Origin of the sequence: Bacillus sp. Nf3 (genome assembly GCF_003028545.1) — a bacterium.
Lineage (GTDB): Bacteria > Bacillota > Bacilli > Bacillales > Bacillaceae > Bacillus > Bacillus safensis.
This window is the reverse complement of sequence record NZ_PYUA01000002.1, coordinates 160,429-182,869: the sequence shown is the minus strand read 5'-3', so window position 1 is coordinate 182,869 and position 22,441 is coordinate 160,429. Positions and strand designations below refer to the sequence as shown.

19 protein-coding genes are annotated in these 22,441 nt (G+C 41.5%); 1 reads left to right on the top strand and 18 read right to left on the bottom strand.

The features are described 5' to 3' along the window. Window positions 1-133: 133 nt before the first annotated feature. The 12 genes from speD to C9414_RS05630 form a co-directional block, all read right to left on the bottom strand. The gene (gene speD, locus C9414_RS05685) at window positions 134-514 is read right to left on the bottom strand and encodes an adenosylmethionine decarboxylase (RefSeq protein WP_003216492.1); all 381 of its coding nucleotides are present in this window, start codon (window positions 512-514) and stop codon (window positions 134-136) included. Window positions 515-749: 235 nt separating this feature from the next. After that, on the bottom strand, window positions 750-1,772 hold the full coding sequence (locus tag C9414_RS05680) for a glyceraldehyde-3-phosphate dehydrogenase (protein ID WP_024425707.1): 1,023 nt from the start codon (window positions 1,770-1,772) through the stop codon (window positions 750-752). Between the two features lie 172 nt (window positions 1,773-1,944). Beyond that, window positions 1,945-2,550 carry a dephospho-CoA kinase gene (gene coaE, locus C9414_RS05675; RefSeq protein ID WP_107163245.1) on the bottom strand — a complete coding sequence of 202 codons (606 nt, stop codon included), beginning with the start codon at window positions 2,548-2,550 and terminating at the stop codon, window positions 1,945-1,947. Window positions 2,551-2,563: 13 nt separating this feature from the next. Next, on the bottom strand, window positions 2,564-3,196 hold the full coding sequence (gene ytaF, locus C9414_RS05670; protein WP_034279660.1) for a sporulation membrane protein YtaF: 633 nt from the start codon (window positions 3,194-3,196) through the stop codon (window positions 2,564-2,566). A gap of 174 nt (window positions 3,197-3,370) precedes the next feature. Continuing rightward, window positions 3,371-4,204 carry a DNA-formamidopyrimidine glycosylase gene (gene mutM, locus C9414_RS05665; RefSeq protein WP_107163244.1) on the bottom strand — a complete coding sequence of 278 codons (834 nt, stop codon included), beginning with the start codon at window positions 4,202-4,204 and terminating at the stop codon, window positions 3,371-3,373. Window positions 4,205-4,230: 26 nt separating this feature from the next. Next, complete coding sequence (gene polA / locus C9414_RS05660) at window positions 4,231-6,870, bottom strand: DNA polymerase I (protein ID WP_041086577.1); 2,640 nt, start codon at window positions 6,868-6,870, stop codon at window positions 4,231-4,233. A 255-nt stretch (window positions 6,871-7,125) separates the two neighbouring features. Further along, a complete protein-coding gene (gene pnpS, locus C9414_RS05655) occupies window positions 7,126-8,868 on the bottom strand; it encodes a two-component system histidine kinase PnpS (protein WP_107163243.1) in 1,743 nt (580 codons plus the stop codon). Further along, a complete protein-coding gene (locus C9414_RS05650; RefSeq protein WP_041086581.1) occupies window positions 8,861-9,589 on the bottom strand; it encodes a response regulator transcription factor in 729 nt (242 codons plus the stop codon). The genes pnpS and C9414_RS05650 overlap by 8 nt, the downstream gene beginning before the upstream one ends. Window positions 9,590-9,774: 185 nt before the next feature. Further along, window positions 9,775-10,713, bottom strand: a complete 939-nt coding sequence (gene mdh / locus C9414_RS05645) for a malate dehydrogenase (RefSeq protein WP_008356047.1) — start codon at window positions 10,711-10,713, stop codon at window positions 9,775-9,777. A gap of 34 nt (window positions 10,714-10,747) precedes the next feature. Next, on the bottom strand, window positions 10,748-12,019 hold the full coding sequence (gene icd, locus C9414_RS05640) for an NADP-dependent isocitrate dehydrogenase (protein WP_024424789.1): 1,272 nt from the start codon (window positions 12,017-12,019) through the stop codon (window positions 10,748-10,750). A gap of 153 nt (window positions 12,020-12,172) precedes the next feature. After that, complete coding sequence (citZ, locus tag C9414_RS05635; RefSeq protein ID WP_024424790.1) at window positions 12,173-13,291, bottom strand: citrate synthase; 1,119 nt, start codon at window positions 13,289-13,291, stop codon at window positions 12,173-12,175. Window positions 13,292-13,668: 377 nt separating this feature from the next. Then, window positions 13,669-14,133 carry a DUF441 domain-containing protein gene (locus C9414_RS05630; RefSeq protein ID WP_047202655.1) on the bottom strand — a complete coding sequence of 155 codons (465 nt, stop codon included), beginning with the start codon at window positions 14,131-14,133 and terminating at the stop codon, window positions 13,669-13,671. Between the two features lie 100 nt (window positions 14,134-14,233). Between C9414_RS05630 and ytvI the strand changes: the two genes are divergently transcribed. Further along, window positions 14,234-15,352, top strand: coding sequence for a sporulation integral membrane protein YtvI (gene ytvI / locus C9414_RS05625; protein WP_107163242.1), 1,119 nt, complete (start codon window positions 14,234-14,236; stop codon window positions 15,350-15,352). Between the two features lie 24 nt (window positions 15,353-15,376). Here the strand turns inward: ytvI and C9414_RS05620 are convergent, their stop codons facing one another. The 6 genes from C9414_RS05620 to ystJ form a co-directional block, all read right to left on the bottom strand. Beyond that, window positions 15,377-15,766 (bottom strand): FxsA family protein, encoded by a 390-nt coding sequence (locus C9414_RS05620; RefSeq protein ID WP_039180564.1) that lies wholly within the window; start codon window positions 15,764-15,766, stop codon window positions 15,377-15,379. A 99-nt stretch (window positions 15,767-15,865) separates the two neighbouring features. After that, a complete protein-coding gene (gene pyk / locus C9414_RS05615; protein WP_041086588.1) occupies window positions 15,866-17,626 on the bottom strand; it encodes a pyruvate kinase in 1,761 nt (586 codons plus the stop codon). A 27-nt stretch (window positions 17,627-17,653) separates the two neighbouring features. Beyond that, complete coding sequence (gene pfkA / locus C9414_RS05610) at window positions 17,654-18,613, bottom strand: 6-phosphofructokinase (protein ID WP_041086887.1); 960 nt, start codon at window positions 18,611-18,613, stop codon at window positions 17,654-17,656. A gap of 342 nt (window positions 18,614-18,955) precedes the next feature. Then, window positions 18,956-19,933, bottom strand: coding sequence for an acetyl-CoA carboxylase carboxyl transferase subunit alpha (gene accA, locus C9414_RS05605; RefSeq protein ID WP_107163241.1), 978 nt, complete (start codon window positions 19,931-19,933; stop codon window positions 18,956-18,958). Continuing rightward, complete coding sequence (gene accD, locus C9414_RS05600) at window positions 19,918-20,793, bottom strand: acetyl-CoA carboxylase, carboxyltransferase subunit beta (protein WP_034279640.1); 876 nt, start codon at window positions 20,791-20,793, stop codon at window positions 19,918-19,920. Before accD ends, accA begins: the two co-directional genes overlap by 16 nt. 304 nt (window positions 20,794-21,097) lie before the next feature. Further along, window positions 21,098-22,330: an NADP-dependent malic enzyme gene (gene ystJ, locus C9414_RS05595; RefSeq protein ID WP_025092260.1), complete on the bottom strand. Its 1,233-nt coding sequence runs from the start codon at window positions 22,328-22,330 to the stop codon at window positions 21,098-21,100. Window positions 22,331-22,441 lie beyond the last annotated feature (111 nt).

Genomic DNA, 22,441 nt, shown 5'->3' with positions numbered 1-22,441 from the left:
CCTTTGTTTTCCTAGAACAAAAGTATAGACAAGCTGGGGAATGTTGGATTTTTTCTCAAATAAATATAAAAAGGAGCATAACACAAAGGCATTTAATGCTTTTGGCCAGCTCCCATTGCAATCTTTTTTATGTTTACAGTGCTTTGGCTTGTGCCTGTTTTACTTGTACAGGACCCATGCCTCGAGGAATTTCGATGTTTTCTCTTGTTTCAGCACCTAATTCATCTCCGATATGATCTGCTGCAATATTCGGATCTAGGTCGCCGCAAGTATAAACATCTATGCTCGCATAACCATGTTCAGGAAAGCTGTGAATTGTCAGATGAGATTCAGAAATAATGACAACTCCACTTACTCCTTGAGGTGCAAATTTGTGAAAAGCAACCTCTCTTACCTCAGCTCCTGATTTCAAAGCTGCATTTACAAACGTTTTTTCAATAAAATCCATGTCGTTCAGTTTATCACAGTCGCATCCCCATAGCTCGGAGATAACGTGACGTCCGATTGTTTCCATCATGGACCCCCCTTTAAACAAGAATGAAAGAGTGAAGTTCTAAGCAGCCGGACCGGACATATACCACGGGGGAAAGTTAGTCCTAAGAGGTCCTAACCCTTTAAGTATACCCGAATGAGTCTGCGAACAAGAAGTTCACGAAAAATAGTATACTTTGTTTAGACCCATTTTGCAAGCTGTGTTTTTAGTGGGATTTTCTCTCATTTCTTGAAAAGGGACGATCGTCTTCTTCATTTCAAACAGCAGACAGCTCTTTCATCTGTGCGCCGACAAATTTCACAAGGTCAACCACTCGGCATGAATAACCCCATTCATTGTCATACCATGCAAGAACTTTTACTTTTCTCCCTTCCATTACCATCGTTGTCAATCCATCAACGACTGCTGAGTAAGGGTTCGTGTTAAAGTCCGTAGAGACAAGCGGCTCATCTGTGTAATCTAAAATACCAGCAAGAGATGTTTTAGATGCATTCGAGAAGGCTGCATTGACTTCTTCTGCTGTGACATCTTTTTTTAAGTCTACAACAAGATCAACCATCGACACATTGGAAACCGGCACGCGGAGTGCAAGCCCATGCAATTTCCCTTTCATGTGCGGAAGCACTAAAGAAAGCGCTTTAGCGGCACCCGTCGTAGTTGGAATAATGGACTGAGCACATGCTCTTGCCCGGCGCAGATCCTTATGCGGGTTATCGATATTTTTTTGATCATTTGTATAAGCATGAACCGTTGTCATTAACCCGTTGTCGATGCCAAATTCATCATCTAACAGTTTCACAACTGGTGCTAAACAGTTTGTTGTACAAGATGCGTTTGAAATAATGACGTGCTTTTCAGGATCAAGATCATCCTCATTGACACCCATCACAATCGTAATGTCTTCATTTTTACCTGGAGCTGTTAGAACGACTTTTTTCGCTCCAGCATCTATATGGCCCATCGCTTGATCTTTTGAATTAAATTTACCTGTTGCTTCAATGACGATATCAATCCCAAGCTCTCCCCATGGAAGCTGCTTTGGATCTCTATTATTAAGCAAAAGCACTCTTTTGCCATTTACAATCAAGGCGTCATCTTCTGCAGTCACATCACATTCGTAACGTCCATGATTTGTGTCATATTTAATTAAATGTGCTAGCGTTTCGGCAGGATAGCTTGCGTTCACCGCTACAATTTGAATTTGATCATCAAGCATTGCTTTTCTGAAGACCATGCGTCCAATTCTGCCAAACCCATTGATCGCTGCTTTTACCTTCATGAACAGGTCACTCCTCTATTATGTGTTATACTCAATAAATTTATTTATGAAATTAGTATATCACATTAGAATGTAATTGCCAGTATATAAACGTATATTTTCTAAAAAGGGCTGTTCTTTTCAAAGGAAATAAGAATAAAGCATAAAAAAAGAAGAGTACGTATATGTACTCTTACTTATCTGTATGTTCCCATTCATTTAATATGTTCTGCAATTGCTTTCTGATAAACGCGAGATCTTGTGTGTTCTCTATCACGTGGTCTGCTTTTTTACATTTCTCCTCAAGAGACTGCTGAGAGTGAATACGATTCAGTGCTTCTTCCTCGCTGAGGTCATTTCGATTCATGAGCCGCGACAGCTGCAATTCAGGCGTTGTATACACCACAATGATGCGGTCGACGAGGCTTTCCAGCTGACTTTCAAATAAAAGCGGGATATCGAGGACAACGAAGGTTTCTTGCTGACTAACTCCTTCATCTCTCTGTTTGAGCATTTCCTTTCTCACTTCAGGATGAACAATCGCATTCAGCTGCTTTCTTTTCTCTTCATCAGAAAAAATGATGGCTCCAAGCTGCTGCCGATTCAGCTCCCCATTTGGCAGGAGAACATCCTCGCCAAAGGTTTGAACGATTTGTTGAAGAGCTGGTGTACCTTTGGCAACCGCTTCTTTTGCAATGACATCTGCGTCCACGACCCGGATGCCCTGCTCTTTTATCATTTGCGAGACGGTGCTTTTTCCACTAGCAATCCCGCCTGTTAATCCAATGACAAGCGTCAATTGATTTCCTCCTTTACAGCTTCCACACCCCAATTAAAATGAGCAGAAGCCCTGGTAAGCATGCAAGTTTATCGATCCAGCGCCAATTTGCCAAGTAATGACCGGAACGAAGCCCTATACACACAAAGAGAGAGCTCATCACGGCCACAGTGATACTCATGACAATTGGTGAAAAGCCTAGAATCGCAGCGCCAATCCCTGCGCCAAATGCATCAATGGATAAAGCAATCCCAAGAAGCACCGCTTCTATTCCATTAATCGTCCCAGAACGGTCAATATCTGCACTTGTCGGCTTGCGCAAAATTTGAATGACAAGACCAAGTGACTGCACTTCCACATTAAGCAATGTCTTTTCATGAAGTAGCAAATCACGCTCTTTCGCTGGTTTGTAAAATTGATAAAGGACCCAAAGTCCAATGGCGATCAAAATGCCTCCACCAAGTTTATCTGTCACTGAGACAGGGAGGAATGTCGTCAGCAGGCTGCCAATCAGCATAGAAATGAGCAGCACAATCCCTGAACAGCATGCAATAATAACAATCGCTTTAAATGGAATCTTCATTTTACGAAGTCCATACGTAAAGCCTACAGAAAAGCTGTCAATGCTGACTGCAATAGCTAAAAACAGGAGCGAAATCGAAATCATACCTGAACTCTTCCTTTCTGTTCATGCAACGATGATCAAGAGTCTCTAGGCGTCCTTAGACTCTTCTTCACTATATGAAGAGCAGGTGGGCTGTGTGTCAGTCTACACCTTGCTGAAAAATGAATGTTTTTTATCGTATGCACAGCAAAAAGGAAGCATGCTGATGGCTGATTTTTATTGAGGGCGTTTTTGGCAGGTTACACAAAAATGTGTGCCGCGCCCTCCGACTACTGTTTTCTCAATGATGCTTCCGCATGTTTGACAAGGCTCTCCCCGCCGGTCATACACAAGAAGCTGCAGCTGAAATGTTCCAATATCACCTTGTGAATTGATATATGAGCGAATCGTGCTTCCTCCTGCATCTACCGCTACTTGAAGTGTATCGATAATATGCCTGTGAAGCACTTTACACGATTCAAGGCTGAGCTGATTCGCTTTTGTTTCTGGATGAATGCCTGCTTTAAACAAAACCTCATCTACATAAATATTACCTAGTCCCACGACAATCTTTTGATCAAGCAGCGCTGTTTTGACCACACGAGATGTTTTTTTCAATTGCTCCCATAAATATTCCGGAGTGAATTGATCATCAAAAGGCTCATACCCCAGCTGTGAGAGCGGGAGTTCCTTTTCCTCTTCCCCCGGCTGAAATAAATGCATCGTGCCAAATTTACGCACATCATGATACCGAAGCTCAGTACCATCTGTAAAAGTAAAGACGACGTGTACATGTTTATCGTATGGCTCATGCGCTTCATGTACACGGTATTTCCCTTCCATCCTTAAATGGGAGACCATTACGTAGTGGTCTAAATGAAAGAGCAGGAACTTTCCTCTTCTTTCAATGGTTTGTATCGTTTCTCCTACCATCCTTCTTGCGAACTCTTCCGGCTCCCCAGGACGTTTGATGATATTCGGCCATTTGATATTGACCGTTTCAATCGTTTTTCCTTCGACTAACCGCTTGAGTGTGCGCCGGACGGTTTCAACTTCTGGTAATTCCGGCATGCTCCTCGCTCCTTTTTCTCTCTCTATTATTTTGCGTCGTACCAAGATGGGCCTGAAGCAAAATCAACTTTTAACGGCACATCTAGCTGAAGTGCATTTTCCATGACTTCAGGGACAATTTTTTCGAGTATGGCAATTTCTTCTTTCGGCGCTTCGAAGATCAATTCATCGTGCACCTGTAATAAAAGATTTGCCTGCAAGTTTTCTTCTTTTAACTTACGCGCCATATCAATCATGGCTTTTTTAATAATATCAGCTGCACTGCCTTGGATCGGTGTGTTCATGGCTGTTCTTTCCGCAAAGCTTTTGATATTAAAATTGCGGCTGGTGATATCCGGGATATACCGTCTGCGTTTGAGAAGTGTCGTGACATATCCTTTTTGTTTCGCTTCCTGCACAATCTCTTCCATATAGGTTTTCACACCTTTAAAGCTTGTTAAATAGCGTTCGATAAAGGCAGCTGCTTCTTTTCTTGTGATCCCAAGATTTTGAGATAATCCATAGTCACTGATTCCATATACAATTCCGAAGTTGACAGCCTTGGCTTGTCTTCTCATAGAGGAAGTCACTTCTTCTTCTGAGACATGGAACACGTCCATCGCTGTTTTCGTGTGAATATCCATATCTTGCGTAAACGCTTCGATCAAATTCTCATCCTGAGAAATATGAGCAAGAACACGCAGCTCAATTTGTGAATAGTCAGCAGCAAACATAAGCCAGCCTTCTTTTGATGGAACGAATGCTTGACGAATCTTCCGTCCTTCCTCTAAACGAATTGGGATGTTTTGCAAGTTGGGATCTGTTGAGCTTAGTCTTCCTGTTTGCGTGAGCGCTTGATTAAATCGTGTATGCACTTTATGGGTATCCTTGCGCGTTACCTTCATTAAACCTTCCACATAGGTCGATTGGAGCTTTCCAATTTGGCGGTAATGCAGAATAGACCGAATGATTTCGTGCTTATCTTCAAGCTTTTCAAGAACATCCGCAGATGTCGAGTAGCCTGTTTTTGTCTTTTTAATAATCGGCAGACCTAACTTTTCAAAAAGAATCACGCCAAGCTGTTTAGGAGAATTGATGTTAAACGTTTCACCTGCTAAGCGGTGAATGGTTTCCTCATATTCTTTCAGCTTTTTCGCTAACTCTTCACCCATCTTCTCTAGGCGCTCAATATCTACCTTTACGCCAAGTGATTCCATTTCACCTAAGATGAGGGCAAGCGGCAGCTCTAAGTCTTCATACAGTTCATGTTGATCATTTTTTTCTAGTGCTTCAAGTGTTAAATCATGCAGAGCAGAGATCGCCGCTGCTTTTCGTCCAAGATGTTCCTTCAGTTCATCTTCAGGTGGGATCGCCTGCTTTGCTCCTTTTCCGTACACTTTTTCATCAGAAAATGCGATGTTAAGACCGTATTCCTTCGCCACACTTGCGACGTCCTCATAGGATTTCTGAGGATTGACGACATAGGAAGCGAGCAGGACATCGTTATCGACACCTTTTAGATCGACATCGTGCCATCTGAGAGCGACAACTGCTCTTTTTGAATCGAAGACCCATTTCTTCTTCGTTTCATCCTGTACCCATTGTTTAAATGCATCTGATTGAAGTGCATCTTCTTTCGTGATAAAAAATGCACCGTTTTCATTATGGATCGCAAAACCGATCAAATCCGCTTCATGATAATTATCTCCAAGCTGTTCTACCACAAGGGCGGCATGATCTGTCAGCATTTCATCCGTTACATCGGTCATTTTTTTCACTTCTAATGCTTCAACTTCGACCTGTTCACCTGTTTCTGGTGCTTCTCCTAGACGCTCTAGCAGCGTTTGAAAGCCTAGTTCTTTATAAAGAGAGATCACTTGATCCATATGAGGACCTTCATATGCGAGATCCTTGCTTGATACATCAATTGGCGCTTCTACAAGAATCGTTGCGAGTTGTTTACTCATCACCGCTTGCTCTTTATATTCTTCAAGCTTTTCTTTGAGTTTTTTACCACTGACTTCGTCAATATGTTCAAGCAGGTTTTCTACCGTTTCAAACTGCTTTAACAATTTTATCGCTGTTTTTTCCCCTACACCGGGCACCCCTGGGATATTATCTGAGGAATCTCCCATCAAGCCTTTCATATCGATGATTTGATCTGGGCGCAGACCATATTTTTCTTCAATATGAGCCGGTGTGTAATATTCTACTTCTGTAATGCCTTTTTTCGTAATTGCCACCGTCGTATGGTCTGTTGATAGCTGCGTTAAGTCCTTATCTCCTGAGAAAATTTTCACTTCAAAGCCGTCTTTTTCTGCCTCCACAGCCAATGTCCCGATAATATCGTCAGCCTCGTATTGAGGAAGCTCGTACCTTTTCACCTGATAGGCATCTAATAGTTCACGGATAAACGGCATTTGTTCTGATAGCTCTGGCGGCGTTTTTTGTCTTCCGCCTTTATATTCTTTAAATGTCTCGTGGCGGAACGTTGTTTTCCCCGCATCAAATGCGACGAGCATATGGGTTGGCTTCTCGTCCTCGAGCATCTTCATTAAAATCATTGCAAAGCCATAAATGGCATTTGTATGGACGCCTTTATCATTTGATAATAGCGGCAAAGCAAAAAAGGCTCGATAAGCGAGACTGTTTCCATCCACTAGTACTAATTTCTTTTTGTCTGTCATGTTTTAATCCTCCATCGGCTGAGCCATTTCAGCCGTCTCTTTCACACATTGTATCTTCATTTTATCAAAGTTTATTTTGAAAAGAAAATAGTCGAACCTGCATAAAAAAAGGGACGAAAACAACAAGTGTTTTCGTCCTTACAAAATTGGCTCCTTGGATGAAGGGGTTCCTATTCATCCTACCAATGATTGTTTAACTAAACATGAATCCATTGTAAAGATCATGTAAATTTTAACGTGACATTCCTTTTTTCCCTATTTTGATTTCAGGCTCACTGTAAAAGTCGTTCCTTTCCCTTGTTTGCTATGGACTGAAATCGTCCCTTCATGCGCCTCTACAAGGTGTTTGACAATCGCAAGCCCAAGACCTGTACCGCCTGAATTTCTACTTCTATCTTTATCAATTCGATAAAATCTCTCAAATATTCTTGGAATCTCGCTTTTCTTCATGCCGATTCCTGTATCTGCTACATCAAATTCATAGGCGCCTTTCCGCGGTCTTGCCGAAATAGTGACACTCCCTCCCTCTGGTGTATACGTAAGAGCATTGTTCACGAGATTGAGGAAAATTTGCTTTAATCTCAGCGGATCTGCCATCACATAGACAGGCTCTTTCGGGATGCGCACTTGTAATTGAATACCTTTTTCCGCAGCCTTTTGTTTTAAAAGGACTTCAATCTCTTGAATGATTTCTGACGCATTGGCGTCTTGAATATTTAGTTTGAAATGCTGCTGCTCGATTTTGGAAAGATCGAGTAAATCTTGAATAAGAGTTTCGAGTCGGACACTCTCTTTTAAAATGATGGAAAGGAATTGTGTCAGCGCTTCTTTGTCATCAATCGCTCCATCAAGAAGGGTTTCGGAGAATCCTTTAATCGACGTAATCGGTGTCTTTAATTCATGAGACACATTGGCGACAAAATCTTTTCGCATCTGCTCAAGCTGCTTTGTTTCTGTCACGTCATGAAACACAAGGACAATTCCTTTCCATTCATCATCTGTACTTAAAATTGGGACACCATCCACTTGGAAGTAGCGCCGTTCAATGTCAACGGCTAGGCGCAAAAACTTCCGCACCTTCGTTTCTGTCATAAAAATTTCATCAATCAGCTCAATAATTTCGTCATGTGTAAATGCTTCATGATACAGCTTGTGCATGTAAATGTGCTTTTGCACCTTAAACTGCTTGCGGAAGGTTCGATTGACTAGGTTGATATACCCCATCTTATCAATCAAAATAATCCCTGCTCCGATGTTTTCAATGACTGTTTGTAGACGGTCCCGCTGCATTTCCCCAGTGCTTGTCATTTCTTGAAGGCTTTCTGCCAGACGCTTCATTGATGTATTAAGCTCGCTTGTTTCAATGATGAGCTCTTCATAATGATTGGTATCATAGTTCCCGCGTTCCAGCTGTTTGGCTACCTTTGTGGCATAATCTATCGGTTTTACATATTTCATTGACATGCGGTATCCAAAGAAAACGATGATAATAATCGCCGAGCCAAGACAAACGGCTAATGCGAGCCAAAGCTGGCCGTCAATTTCATTTAAAGGCTGGAATGACGCATGGAGAAATAAATAGCCTGCCGGTTCGTTTTGTTTCAGAATAGGGACTGCGTAATGAAACAGTGCATCCTTCTCATCCTCAATGACGACGCCTTTTGTTTGAATCCGTTCATTGTTCAGTGTGTTTTGAATGATGCCCCTTTGCTCCGCTTGACCCGTTGTATGTATGATATTCCCCTTCAGATCCACAATTGACGCATTCATATCGAGATGCTGCTTTGCCTGATTGAGGATCTCCTTGTTTTGCTTCGCCTGCAGATCATCACCATCCATGGAAGAAAGAAGAAAGCTCGATTCATTTTCCATTCGTTCCGTTAATTTTGTTTCATAAAAAACATGGAACATGTGATCCAAGAAAAGGCCAAGTGCAACAAACACAATAAAAAGGAGAAAAATAAGTCCCGAAAACAGGCGGGTTCTTATTTTACTCATTTGGCTTTGGCTCCTCCAATTTGTAGCCTAAGCCGCGAATGGTTTTAATGTATGTTGGTTTTTTCGTATTCTTTTCAATTTTGTCCCGCAAGTGGCTGATGTGTACATCCACAATACGAGTGTCACCTGCAAAGTCATAATTCCAAACGGCACTTAGCAGAAGATCACGTGTGAGGACACGTCCTTTATGCTTGGCCAAATAAAGCAGCAGTTCAAATTCCTTCGGCGTAAGCTCTAGGCGTTCTTCTTGGAAGTAGACTTCGTAGTGTTCTGGTAAAATGCGCAGTTCACCAATTTTGATTTGGTCTGCAATGACCTCTTCCTTGTCCTCTTGCGTGGGGACAGGCTGAGATTGCTGCGCTCTTCTTAAGATGGCTTTTACCCGAGCACCCACTTCTCTAGGACTGAATGGCTTTGTCATGTAATCATCGGCTCCAAGTTCAAGGCCGAGCACCTTATCAAATTCATCGTCCTTTGCTGTCAGCATTAAAATAGGGAACATCATTTTTTGAATTCTCAGTTGTTTACACACTTCAATGCCGTCCATCTTCGGAAGCATTAAATCTAATACAATGAGATCAGGCTGTTCACTTGCTGCTTTTTCAAGCGCTTCTTCCCCATCTCTTGCTGTGACGACATCATAGCCCGCCCTTTCAAGGTTATAGCTTAGAAGTGTTACAATCGATTCTTCATCATCCACAACTAATATTTTTTTATTCATGTTGTGCCTCCAATTAGTGATTTCCCCTGCATCCGTTTTTTTGTATCTTATGTGAAAAGCGAGAAGTCATGCTTTCTCTTTCATTTTAACGAAAGCTTAACAAGAGGACAATTTAAAATTTCGACAAGATTTGTTTTGTAAACAAAAAGAAGGCCCCTCATAAGAGAAGCCTTCTTTTTTTCATATTAAGACAATACTTTCATGACGTTCTTAACAGATTCAACAGAACGGTCAAGCTGACTTCTTTCTTCTTCTGTCAGCTCAAGCTCAATGATCTGCTCAAGGCCGTTTCCACCTACGATTGTTGGTACACCAAGGTAAATGCCTTCGTAGCCATATTCACCTTCAAGGTAAGCAATCGTTGGGATTACGCGGCGCTGATCTTTTAGAATCGCCTCAACCATTTCTACAAGTGAAGCAGCAGGTGCATAATAGGCACTACCGTTACCTAATAGGTTCACGATTTCGCCGCCGCCTTTTCTTGTTCTTTCAACAATCGCATCAATTCGATCTTTTGGAATCAATGTTTCAAGCGGGATACCGCCTGCATAAGAGTAACGAACAAGCGGAACCATGTCATCGCCATGTCCACCAAGGACAAAGCCCGTCACATCTTTGACAGATAGGTTTAATTCTTGAGCAACAAACGTACGGAAACGTGCTGTATCAAGAATACCCGATTGTCCAATGACTTTTTCTTTTGGTAATCCTGATTCTTTATAAACTGCATATGTCATTGCATCAACAGGGTTTGTTAACACAACAATAATAGCTTCTGGAGAATATTTAACGATTTCGCGTGTCACGCTGCGCATGATTTTTTCATTTGTTGACACGAGATCGTCACGGCTCATTCCCGGCTTTCTTGCAATTCCTGCCGTAATGACGACGACATCAGAACCGGCTGTATCTTCGTAGTTAGAAGTGCCTGTAATGTTCGCATCGAAGCCTTGAACAGGGCTTGCTTCCAGCATATCAAGAGCTTTCCCTTTTGTTGGGTTCTCAAGCTGCGGGATATCAACTAAGACGACATCCGCTAATTCTTTTTGAGCTGTTAAAAATGCTGTAGTTGCTCCAGTAAAACCTGCTCCGATGACAGATACTTTTTTACGCTTGTTTGCCATTTCCTTTTTCCCCTTTAACTTTAAAGTTTAAGAATCAAGACAAGTTTTTGATGAGCTCGTCAGCAAACTCAGAACATTTCACTTCTGTTGCGCCATCCATTAATCTAGCAAAATCGTAAGTGACGACTTTAGATGCAATTGTTTTTTCAACAGATTGAATCACTAGATCAGCTGCTTCCTGCCAGCCAAGGTGCTCAAGTAAAAGCACGCCTGATAGAAGAACAGAAGATGGATTCACTTTATCAAGACCAGCATATTTTGGTGCTGTTCCGTGAGTCGCTTCAAAAATAGCGTGTCCTGTTTCGTAGTTGATGTTCGCTCCTGGTGCGATACCAATTCCACCAACTTGTGCTGCAAGTGCATCAGAGATGTAATCTCCATTTAAGTTCATTGTAGCCACAACATCGAACTCAGCTGGACGAGTTAGGATTTGTTGAAGGAAAATATCTGCAATGCTGTCTTTGACAATGATTTTGCCAGCAGCTTCTGCTTCACTTTGCGCTTTGTTTGCCGCATCTTTTCCATCTTGTTCTACAATACGATCATATTGTGCCCATGTAAAGACTTTGTCGCCAAACTCTTTTTCAGCCACTTCGTAGCCCCAGTTTTTGAAGGCACCTTCTGTAAATTTCATGATGTTTCCTTTGTGAACAAGCGTCACAGATTTACGGCCTTGGTCAATTGCATATTGGATAGCCGCTCTGACAAGACGGGATGTTCCCTCTTCAGAAACTGGCTTGATTCCGATACCTGACGTTTCTGGGAAACGGATTTTGTTCACACCTAATTCGTTTTTCAAGAAGTCAATTAACTTCTTCACTTCGTCTGAACCTTTTGCATACTCAATACCAGCATAGATATCTTCTGTGTTCTCACGGAAGATCACCATATCTGTGTCTTCTGGACGTTTGACAGGAGAAGGTACGCCTTTGAACCAGCGAACTGGACGTAAGCATGTGAATAAATCAAGCTCTTGTCTAAGTGCCACGTTTAATGAACGGATTCCTCCGCCAATTGGTGTTGTTAGTGGTCCTTTAATGGCAATTAAGTATTCACGAATGTCTTCAAGCGTTTGCTCAGGAAGCCACTCTCCAGTTTTATTGTAAGCTTTCTCACCTGCATATACTTCTTTCCAAGTGATTTGCTTTTCACCTTTGTATGCTTTTTCTACAGCTGCTTCAAGTACTCTTGATGCTGCTTTCCAAATGTCAGGACCGATTCCGTCCCCTTCGATAAACGGGATGATTGGATTATTTGGTACATTCAATACGCCGCCAGTAACTGTAATTTTTTCGCCTTGTGACAATGATATTACCTCCCAGGTTATGTAGTGAATATTTGAAACTTCTTGGCTTGATGTCTGCAAGCAAAAAAGTTTTTCACGTGATTCGTTTTTTGTTGATGTTGATATGGAGGCTGATTAGCCTTTTGAAATCAGCCCCCGCTTATTCTATAAACATTAGTCTCTTTCACTGATCGGAACAAAGGTTTGAAGATCAGGTCCAATGTAATCAGCTCTTGGACGGATGAGTCGGTTGTTGTCATATTGCTCTAGAATATGAGCAATCCATCCAGAGAATCGGCTGATCACGAAAATTGGTGTAAACAAGTCATGATCAATGCCAAGACTGTGATATACAGATGCAGAATAAAAATCAACATTTGGTGGAAGATTTTTCTCTGATGTCACGATTTCCTCTGCGCGAACAGACATTTCATACCATTTCGGCTCGCCAGTGAGGTTTGTTAAACGCTGGCTCATTTCTTTTAGATGCTTTGCACGCGGGTCACCTTGGCGGTATACACGGTGGCCAAAGCCCATAATTTTTTCTTTCTTCTCTAGCTTACCATGAATATAGGAATCTACGTTTTCAACTTCGCCAATTTCTGAAAGCATCTTCATCACGCCTTCATTAGCGCCGCCATGAAGCGGTCCTTTCAGCGCACCGATAGCCGCTGTCACACCAGAGTAGATATCTGATAGTGTAGCAACACATACACGTGCTGTAAATGTCGATGCGTTTAATTCATGATCCGCATGTAGAATAAGCGCCTTATCAATGGCTTCAATTTCTACTGGTGATGGCTCTTCGCCATTTAGCATATACAAGAAGTTTGCAGCATAGCTGTATTCTTCTTTTGGCTGTACAGGCTCAAGTCCTTTGCGAATGCGAGAAAACGCAGCGACTAGTCCAGAAATTTTCGCCTGTAAGCGAATTGCCTTTCTGTAATTCGCTTCTTTGTCCATAATCTCTGATTCGTCATCTAGTAAACCTAGTAAGGATACTGCTGTACGAATCGCAGACATTGGATGAACCCCATCGAGCGAATAAGATTTAAAATGCTCAATGATTTCTTGCGGAATCTGAGCATTTTCATTGAGCTGCTGTTTTAATTCACTCAGCTCCTGCTCATTCGGCAGCTTTAAGTGCCATAACAGGTAGACAATTTCTTCGAATGTAGCTTTTTCAGTTAAATCATCGATATTGTACCCTACATAAGTAAGAGTATCATCAATAATTGAGCTTACGGATGAAGTTGTTGCCACGATACCTTCAAGACCTCTTGTTGCTGTCATGTTCAATCTCCCCTTTTTAAAAAGATTCCCCTTCGTTGCAGAATTCTCACTTTTTGAAAGCGCTATCCAATCCGAATAAGATGGCAGTTTCTAAAAAGAAAATGCTTACATTTACCTATACGGTTAGAGCGCTTTTAGCCTCATATCTCTTGTATGATCAATGAGTTCAAAATTAAGCCTATTCCCATTATAAACAATAATCAGACATTTGTTAAATGTTTAACTATAATTTTTTTTGATATTTTTTTTTCCAGTCTCCCATATCAGGCATGGAATAAAGGGAATTTGCTTCTTTTAATATATTTAATTATGTTTTTTTGCAAAAGCTCACGCAAGAAAAAATTTAAAAAAGAAAGTGGCAGGAACCACTCTCTTTTTCACCCGCTGAAAAATTTCACAGCCTGCATCGCCAAATAAGCAATTCCTGCCCCGATGAGCGGTCCAACAGCCACCCCTTTAAATAAGCTGACTGCCAAAATGGTACCGAACACAAGCGCTGCCGTAATATGCGGATCATTTTCGAGTAGCACAATCCCGTTTTTTGCAATTAATGCTACTAATATACCCGCTCCAAGAGCTATCCAAGCATAGGAAGATTTCATCGCTTCTCCAAGCTGCTTAAATCCAATGTCACCTGTTGCAATCGGGACTAGCACAGCAATGGTAATAACGGTCACTCCCCAATTAATGCCTTTAGATTGGAGAACCGGGAAAATTTTTTGATCCAGACCAACCAGCTTAATTGCGATCAGTACAGAGACCGCTAAAATTAACGAATTGTTTTTTGCAATAAGTGCAATAACGAGTAAAAGTACCAAAAATAAATTTGCTTGAGTAAACATACGCCGCTCCTTTCTTTCTTTTTATTGCGACCTTTTCATATTACTAATCTTTTTGAATAAAATGAAGTATCGGACATGCTTGTTTTTTGGAGGGGATTGTGTGAATCACGCCTATGTGGCCATTTTTCTGCGAAGTTTGATGATAATCAGCATTGCTGTTTTTGCTGTTGTCTTTTTATATCAGTCTTTTCCGTTTTTATATCCTTTTTGGATCGCCCTTATTGTGTCTTGTTTGATTCACCCTGCCGTCTGCAAAATTGAAGAGATTACCGGGATGCCAAGAGGACTTGTTGTGGTCATTGTACTGTTGCTCTTTTTAGTCGCAGCCGCCGGCTTCATGACGCTTTTAGTGGCTGAAATCATTTCAGGGAGTGCTTATTTGGCAAAGGTGCTGCCTGGCCATCTTGATCAATTGATTGGTATTGTAGAGCAATTTTTCACAGATAGAATTCTGCCTTTATATCATGATGTCACAGCCCAATTTAATACGCTTCAAGCAGGTCAAAAGGAATCGATTTTGGGACAAATTCAAGCACTCGGTGATGAAGCTGCCGCAAAAATCGGGACTTTTCTTTCAAAAACACTCGAGCTTATTCCGGCTTTTTTAGGTCTTTTGCCTGATGCAGCAGCAACATTGTTATTTTCTGCTCTGGCAACTTTTTTTATCACGAAAGATTGGTTTACGTTAAAAACATATGGCTCACGTATCTTTCCCGCAAAATGGATGCAGCATACACGCGCCATTTTATCTGAAATCAAAAAAGCCATTACCGGCTTTATGAAAGCTCAGCTTCTGCTTGTGGCCATGACGATTGGCATTGTATTGATTGGACTCATCATTTTAAAAGTCGAGCATGCCCTTGTGATTGCTTTATGTATTGGGTTTGTCGATTTACTTCCATATATCGGGAGCGGCACTGTTTTCCTACCGTGGATCATTTATTCTGCTATGACAGGAAATCTTTCACTCGCTATTGGACTGGGCATTTTGTATATTGTTGTCCTCATTCAAAGACAAATATCAGAGCCAAAAGTCTTAAGCAAATCCATCGGACTTAATCCTTTAGCAACGCTTGTGGCGCTATTTGTCGGGTTAAAATGGTTTGGTTTTCTTGGACTTGTGATTGGCCCTGCTTCACTTGTCGTGTGGCAGGCATTCCGTAATGCAGGAGTTTTCAGAGATATTTTTGAGTACATTCGGTATGGCATGCAAAAATAAAAGAGACCTAGGCTGAAGGTCTCTTTAGCGAATAATTGTATAGCGGTTGCGATTAGACAAGTTTCTAAGCCAGCGTTCAAAGAGCGGCTTAATTCCCTTTCTCGTTACCGGAATGAGCAGCAAAGCCCCAATGAGATCCGATAAGAAGCCTGGAATGAGCAGCAGCAGACCACCAATCAGAATACAAAAACCATCGACAATCGCTCCCCCTGGCATCTTGCCATATTGTAAATCTCGCTGTACTTTTTGGAAGGCTTCTATTCCTTGTTTTCTTGCGAAATAAGCACCTAATGCACTTGTCAGCACGATGAGCAACATCGTTGGCAAAATGCCAATGATTTTACTTGAGATTAAAAATAAACTAATTTCCACCGCAGGGAACAGAATTAATAATAGTAGAAAATATTTCTTCAACCATATCACCTCATGGGGTATCTTTCATCAAAAGCTGTTTGCTTTTTTTAGTGTAACATAAAAAAAGAGAGGAGTCAGACAACTCCCCTCTTGGATGATTTAAAGGACGCTTGCACGGCCTTTGTAGATCGCTCCGCGTGCTGGATCTACTGTAATCTCTTCGCCTTCTTTTAATAGTGTTGTTGCGCTGTCAAGACCAACAATTACTGGAATGCCTAGGCTTAATCCAACAACAGCTGCATGGCTTGTTAAACCGCCTTCTTCTGTGATAAGGGCAGATGCTTTTTCTAAAGCTCCCATCATATCACGATCTGTGCAGTTTGCGACTAGGATCGCACCATCGTACATTTTTTCTTCTGCTTCTTTTCCGCTTTGTGCAATCACAACCGGTCCAAATGCAGATTTACGGCCAATACCTTGACCTTTCGCAATGATGTCACCGACAACATATACTTTCATTAAGTTCGTCGTACCTGTTTCACCAACTGGCACACCTGCTGTAATGACGATTAAATCGCCGTGTCTTACATAGCCTGTTTCAATTGACTTTTCTACTGCATTCTCAAGCATTTCATCAGTAGACGTCGTTTTTGATCCGCTCTTTGCAAATACACCGAATACGAGTGAAAGCTTTCTTGCCACTGATTCGTTTGCTGTAACTGCTACGATTGGTGCTTTTGGTCTATATTTTGAAATCATTCTTGCTGTATGTCCGCTTTCCGTAGGCGTCACAATTGCTGCCACATCAAGCTTCATTGCTGTATGTGCAACAGATTGACCGATCGCATCTGTAATGCTGACTTCTACTTCTTCGCTTCTGCGGGAAAGAATTGCTTTATAGTTTAGTGCTTCTTCTGAACGTGATGCAATGTTATGCATCGTTTGTACAGCTTCTACTGGATATGTTCCTGCTGCTGTTTCACCAGAAAGCATAATCGCATCTGTACCGTCAAAAATAGCATTTGCCACGTCACTTGCTTCTGCGCGGGTTGGACGGGGGTTACGCTGCATGCTGTCCAGCATTTGAGTCGCTGTGATGACAGGCTTGCCTAAACGATTGCATTTTTTGATCAGCATTTTTTGAACAAGCGGTACTTCTTCTGCCGGGATCTCTACACCAAGATCTCCACGCGCAACCATTAAACCGTCAGATACCTCAAGGATCTCGTCGATGTTATCAACACCCTCTTGGTTTTCAATCTTAGGAATGATTTGAATATCAGTCGCATTGTTCTTTTCAAGAAGCTCACGAATTTCAAGAACATCAGAAGCTCGTCTAACAAAAGAAGCTGCGATAAAATCGACGCCTTGTTCAATTCCAAACAGAATATCATTGGCATCCTTTTCTGTAATACCTGGCAGGTTCACACTGACGCCAGGTATGTTGACACCTTTTTTGTTTTTGAGTGTGCCTGTATTCATGACTTTAGTGACGATTTCTTTGCGGTCCATGTTAATTTCTTTTACTTCTAAACCAATCAGACCATCATCTAATAGAATCGTTGAGCCTACTTCTACATCATGAATTAAATCTTCGTACGTCACACTAATTTTTTCCGTATTTCCAACAATGTCTTCCATACTCACGATAAGATCAGCACCAGCGACTAGCTCAATTGAGCCGTTTTCAACTGTACGTGTACGGATCTCTGGACCTTTTGTATCTAGAAGGATCGCAATGTCCTTGCCTAATGTTTTACCTGCTTTACGTATGTTTTCAATGCGTGCACCATGCTCTTCAAAATCTCCGTGGGAGAAGTTTAGTCTGGCTACATTCATTCCTGCTTCAATCAATTCAGTCAGCTTTTCAATGCTTTCACTTGCTGGACCGATTGTACAAACGATTTTTGTCTTTCTCATTACTGTTCCTCCTAAGGTCTTCTCGTTTTATATAGAGAGCTCTTGTGAAAGTCGGTACATATTTTTATCGACTGTATGTTTTTTATCTAAGATTTCTAAAATATCATGATGGACAAGTTCATTGCTTTGAATGCCTACACAGCGTCCGCCTTTTCCTTCAAGGAGAAGCTCGACTGCGTATGCTCCTAAACGGCTTGCCAGTACACGGTCAAATGCACTCGGAGAACCTCCACGCTGAATATGTCCTAAGACAGATACACGTGTTTCAAGGCTTGTCTCCTCTTCAATCCGCTTTCCAAATTCAACACCGCTGCCTACGCCTTCTGCAACGATAATAATACTATGCTTCTTGCCGCGCTCGTGACCTCTTCTTAACCTAGCAATAATTTCGTCCATGTCATAGTCTGCTTCAGGAATCAAAATAGATTCGGCTCCGCCCGCAAGACCTGACCAAAGGGCAATATCACCAGCATGTCTTCCCATTACTTCCACTACGTATGTACGTTCATGAGATGTGGCTGTATCACGAATTTTATCAATGGCATCAATGACAGTATTCAGTGCTGTATCAAAGCCAATAGTGAAATCAGTACCTGGAATATCGTTGTCAATCGTGCCAGGGACACCTACACATGGAAAACCGAGCTCTGTTAATTTCTTCGCTCCCATAAATGACCCGTCTCCACCAATGACTACAAGTCCTTCAATACCGAATTTTTTTAAGTTTTCAATTCCCTTTTCACGACCTTCAACTGTCTTGAATTCAGGACATCTTGCCGTGTAAAGTTTTGTTCCTCCACGATGAATGATATCGCCTACTGAACCTATTTCGAGTTTCTCAATTTTACCGTTAATTAGACCTGAGTATCCATTATAAATACCGTAAACTTCAACATTATGGTAAATTGCTTTCCTTACAACTGCGCGCACAGCTGCATTCATTCCTGGGGAATCCCCACCGCTTGTTAAAACTCCTATACGCTTCATCTTTTTCACCTCAGAGACCATATATGAATTAAACATACCATTTCCACTGCTTGAAAACAATCATGAGCAAATTTGGATGTTTTCAATACGAATTTCTAAAACCGTACTTATTATACAATTAAATAAACCGTTTTTAAACAAAAGTTAAGAACGTCGTGAAAGCAAATCTCTCTGAAATCTGTAGAGACAAGTGCTATAAACCTTATCATATCAAGGTTTTCAGTCGTTTCAAATTTTATGAAAACAAAAGAAAATTATTTTCAAATAGCGCTTACATAAGGTCGGTTTTCATGAAAAAAGATGAAAAAAAATAAACGCCAGCCAAAAAGGCTGTACGTTTATTTAGTTTACCCCAATATATTGATTTTCAATCGATACTTTCCCGATTGCTTTGTATTTTTCATATCTTTGTTCGACTAGTTCTTCAGGTGTTAGTTTGAGCAAAGATGTAAGTGATTGTTTTAATACATTTTCCATGTAGGCTGCTTGTTGTTTCACGTCTCGATGTGCTCCACCTTGCACTTCTTTAATAACATCATCTATAATATCTAATTCTTTTAGGTCTGGAGCGGTAATTTTCATTGATTCTGCAGCTTTTTTCGCAAGTGATGAATCCTTCCAGAGCAGTGCTGCTGCACCTTCAGGTGAAATCACTGAATACGTTGAGTTTTCTAGCATGAATAGGTGGTTTCCTACGCCTAAGCCTAGTGCGCCGCCGCTTCCGCCTTCTCCAATGACAATACAGACAACTGGTACACGAAGTCCTGCCATTTCGAATAGGTTTTTCGCAATTGCTTCACTTTGTCCGCGCTCTTCAGCTGCTTTACCAGGATAAGCTCCTTTTGTATCAATAAAGCAAATGATCGGGCGATTAAATTTATCTGCTTGTTTCATCAAACGCAGCGCTTTACGGTAGCCTTCTGGATGAGGCATTCCGAAATTACGGCGCAAGTTTTCTTTTGTATCTTTACCGCGCTGATGACCAATAACAGTGATAGGAAGCCCTTTAAACGTGGCAATTCCTCCAACGATCGCTTCATCATCACCATAAAAACGGTCGCCGTGACATTCGAAAAAATTGTCAAACAGCTCTTGAATGTAATCGAGAGTTGTTGGGCGCATCGCATGCCGAGCAATCTGCACTCTGTCCCACGGCTTTAAATTTGTATAAATGTCTGCTTCAAGCTTGCTCAGACGTGTTTCAAGGCGCTCAATTTCTGCACTTAAATCCATTTCTGAGTTTTGTGTGAACTTTTTCAGTTCATCAATTTTCGCTCGAAGTTCAATGACAGGTTTTTCAAATTCTAGTTCTCCAGCCACTCTCGTTCACCTCCTGTGCTGTGTAGCGCTAAGATTCGGCCTAGTGTTTCTTTCATTTCTGCACGATGGATGACAGCATCAAGCTGTCCATGCTTCATTAAAAATTCAGCCGTTTGGAAGTCCTCTGGCAGGTCTTCACGAATCGTTTGTTCGATGATTCTGCGTCCTGCAAAACCAATTAAAGCACCCGGTTCTGCAAAGTTGTAATCACCGAGAGACGCAAAACTAGCTGATACACCGCCAGTTGTTGGGTTCGTCATCACAGAGATAATCAACCCTTGATCTTCGCTGAACAGTTTTAATGCTGAACTTGTTTTTGCCATCTGCATCAGACTGAGAATTCCCTCTTGCATTCTCGCTCCACCAGATGCAGTAAAGATAATAAACGGCACCTTGTCCGCTTTTGCTTTCTCAATCGCCAGTGTGATCTTTTCACCAACAACCGATCCCATGCTGCCCATACGGAACGTGGCATCCATGACAGCAATGACAGCACTTTGGCCTTCAATCTCACCTTTACCTGTGACAATGGCTTCATTCAAAGATGTTTTTTCTCTGTCTTTCTCAAGCTTTTCTTCATAGCCTGGGAAACCGAGCGGGTTTGCTGAAATGAGGTGCCCGTTAAATTCTTCAAATGTGCCTTCATCTACAAGGCTTTCGATACGTTGTTTTGCATTCATTTGCAAATGTCTGCCGCAATTCATGCAAACACGTAAATTTTTATCTAGTTCTTTGGTGAGCATTATTTTTTTACATTGCGGACATTTGGTCATGATGCCTTCAGGCACATCTTGACTTGCCTGTTCAGAGGGTACAGATGCATATTTTTTCTTTTTACTGAAAATATTCTTGATTGACAAATGACTACCTCCCTTTTTGAAGGGTTTTTTCTTTACACGCACATCCACTATTATAGGACATGTCATAACTGTACCGAAACTATTGTACTTTTTTTGTCAAACGCTGTCATCCTTCATTCAATTTTTTCAGTGGGGAATTGATGAGAAATGAGTAGGTGTTTGGGGCGCTGAGCAGTTGATATGTTTGAATTGTGAACGTCTACAAAAAAATCTCATTCCGGATGAAAAATTTTTCGCGTAAGAGAGGAAATGTTGCACGTTTTTCCTCCAATTTCAGAAAAAACGTGCACACTTTTCCAGTTAATTATTCGCCGATAATCGTTAATTTTCTTGTTTTTTCAGCGACCGCTTCTGGGTCGACTTTGATTCTTGCAACGCCAGTTTCCATTGCTGCTTTTGCCACAGCTTTTGCTACCGCTGGTGCCACGCGTGCATCAAATGGTGCAGGGATGACATATTCAGCTGACAATTCCTCATCTGAAACAAGAGACGCTATCGCTTCAACAGCTGCGATTTTCATTTCTTCGTTAATGTGAGTTGCACGTACATCTAATGCTCCGCGGAAAATTCCTGGGAATGCCAGTACGTTGTTCACTTGGTTCGGGAAGTCAGAACGGCCAGTTCCTACAACACTTGCACCTGCTGCATGTGCATCTTCTGGCATAATCTCTGGATTTGGATTAGCCATAGCAAAGATGACAGGATCTTTTGCCATTTTTCCAACCATTTCTTTTGTTAAAGCGCCTGCTACAGAAACCCCGATAAAGACATCTGCGCCTTCAATGACTTCTTCTAATGAACCTTCTTTGCGGTCTTGGTTCGTGAATTTAGCTACTTCGTTTTTCACTGCATTCATACCATTCGGGCGGCCTTCGTAAATGGCACCTTTCGTATCACACATAATGATATCACGTACACCGAAATGATAAAGAAGTTTGATAATCGCAATTCCTGCTGCCCCGGCGCCGTTTGCCACTACTTTGATTGAAGACATAGATTTTCCAGAAAGCTTCAGTGCATTCACTAGTCCTGCTACTGTCACAATGGCTGTTCCGTGTTGATCATCGTGGAAAACTGGAATGTTTGTCTCTTTTTTCAAGCGCTCTTCAATGATAAAGCAGTTAGGAGCTGCAATATCTTCAAGGTTCACACCGCCAAAAGTCGGCTCAAGAAGCTTCACTGTTTCAACGATTTTGTCTACATCGTTCGTTGCAAGCGCGATTGGGAAGGCATCTACGCCTGCAAAGCTTTTGAATAATACGGCTTTCCCTTCCATTACTGGAAGAGATGCTTCTGCACCAATATTTCCAAGCCCTAAAACAGCGCTTCCGTCTGTGACAACAGCGACCATATTGCCTTTCATTGTATAATCATACACTTTGCTTGTGTCGTCATAAATATCTTTACATGGTTCTGCAACACCAGGTGAATAAGCCAAGCTCAAGTCTTTTGCATTTTTCACTTGTACTTTTGATTTTGATTCGAGTTTGCCTTGATTCTCTTTGTGCATATGTAATGCTTCTTCTCTTAATGACATGTGATGAACACTCCTTCAAGTGGAAAATGATTTAATGATTTGCTAAATTGATAAGCACATACTGGCAGTTTTAAATACACAGAATCTTTAAAATGATAACACAATAGGTGA

Excerpts from the sequence above, each read along its gene's own strand:
- speD (WP_003216492.1), bottom strand. The coding sequence starts at position 514 with ATGGAAACAATCGGACGTCACGTTATCTCCGAGCTATGGGGATGCGAC.
- C9414_RS05680 (WP_024425707.1), bottom strand. The coding sequence starts at position 1,772 with ATGAAGGTAAAAGCAGCGATCAATGGGTTTGGCAGAATTGGACGCATG.
- ytaF (WP_034279660.1), bottom strand. The coding sequence starts at position 3,196 with ATGATTTCGATTTCGCTCCTGTTTTTAGCTATTGCAGTCAGCATTGAC.
- mutM (WP_107163244.1), bottom strand. The coding sequence starts at position 4,204 with ATGCCGGAATTACCAGAAGTTGAAACCGTCCGGCGCACACTCAAGCGG.
- polA (WP_041086577.1), bottom strand. The coding sequence starts at position 6,870 with ATGACAGACAAAAAGAAATTAGTACTAGTGGATGGAAACAGTCTCGCT.
- pnpS (WP_107163243.1), bottom strand. The coding sequence starts at position 8,868 with ATGAGTAAAATAAGAACCCGCCTGTTTTCGGGACTTATTTTTCTCCTT.
- C9414_RS05650 (WP_041086581.1), bottom strand. The coding sequence starts at position 9,589 with ATGAATAAAAAAATATTAGTTGTGGATGATGAAGAATCGATTGTAACA.
- mdh (WP_008356047.1), bottom strand. The coding sequence starts at position 10,713 with ATGGCAAACAAGCGTAAAAAAGTATCTGTCATCGGAGCAGGTTTTACT.
- citZ (WP_024424790.1), bottom strand. The coding sequence starts at position 13,291 with ATGACAGCAACAAGAGGTCTTGAAGGTATCGTGGCAACAACTTCATCC.
- C9414_RS05630 (WP_047202655.1), bottom strand. The coding sequence starts at position 14,133 with ATGTTTACTCAAGCAAATTTATTTTTGGTACTTTTACTCGTTATTGCA.
- pyk (WP_041086588.1), bottom strand. The coding sequence starts at position 17,626 with ATGAGAAAGACAAAAATCGTTTGTACAATCGGTCCAGCAAGTGAAAGC.
- pfkA (WP_041086887.1), bottom strand. The coding sequence starts at position 18,613 with ATGAAGCGTATAGGAGTTTTAACAAGCGGTGGGGATTCCCCAGGAATG.
- ystJ (WP_025092260.1), bottom strand. The coding sequence starts at position 22,330 with ATGTCATTAAGAGAAGAAGCATTACATATGCACAAAGAGAATCAAGGC.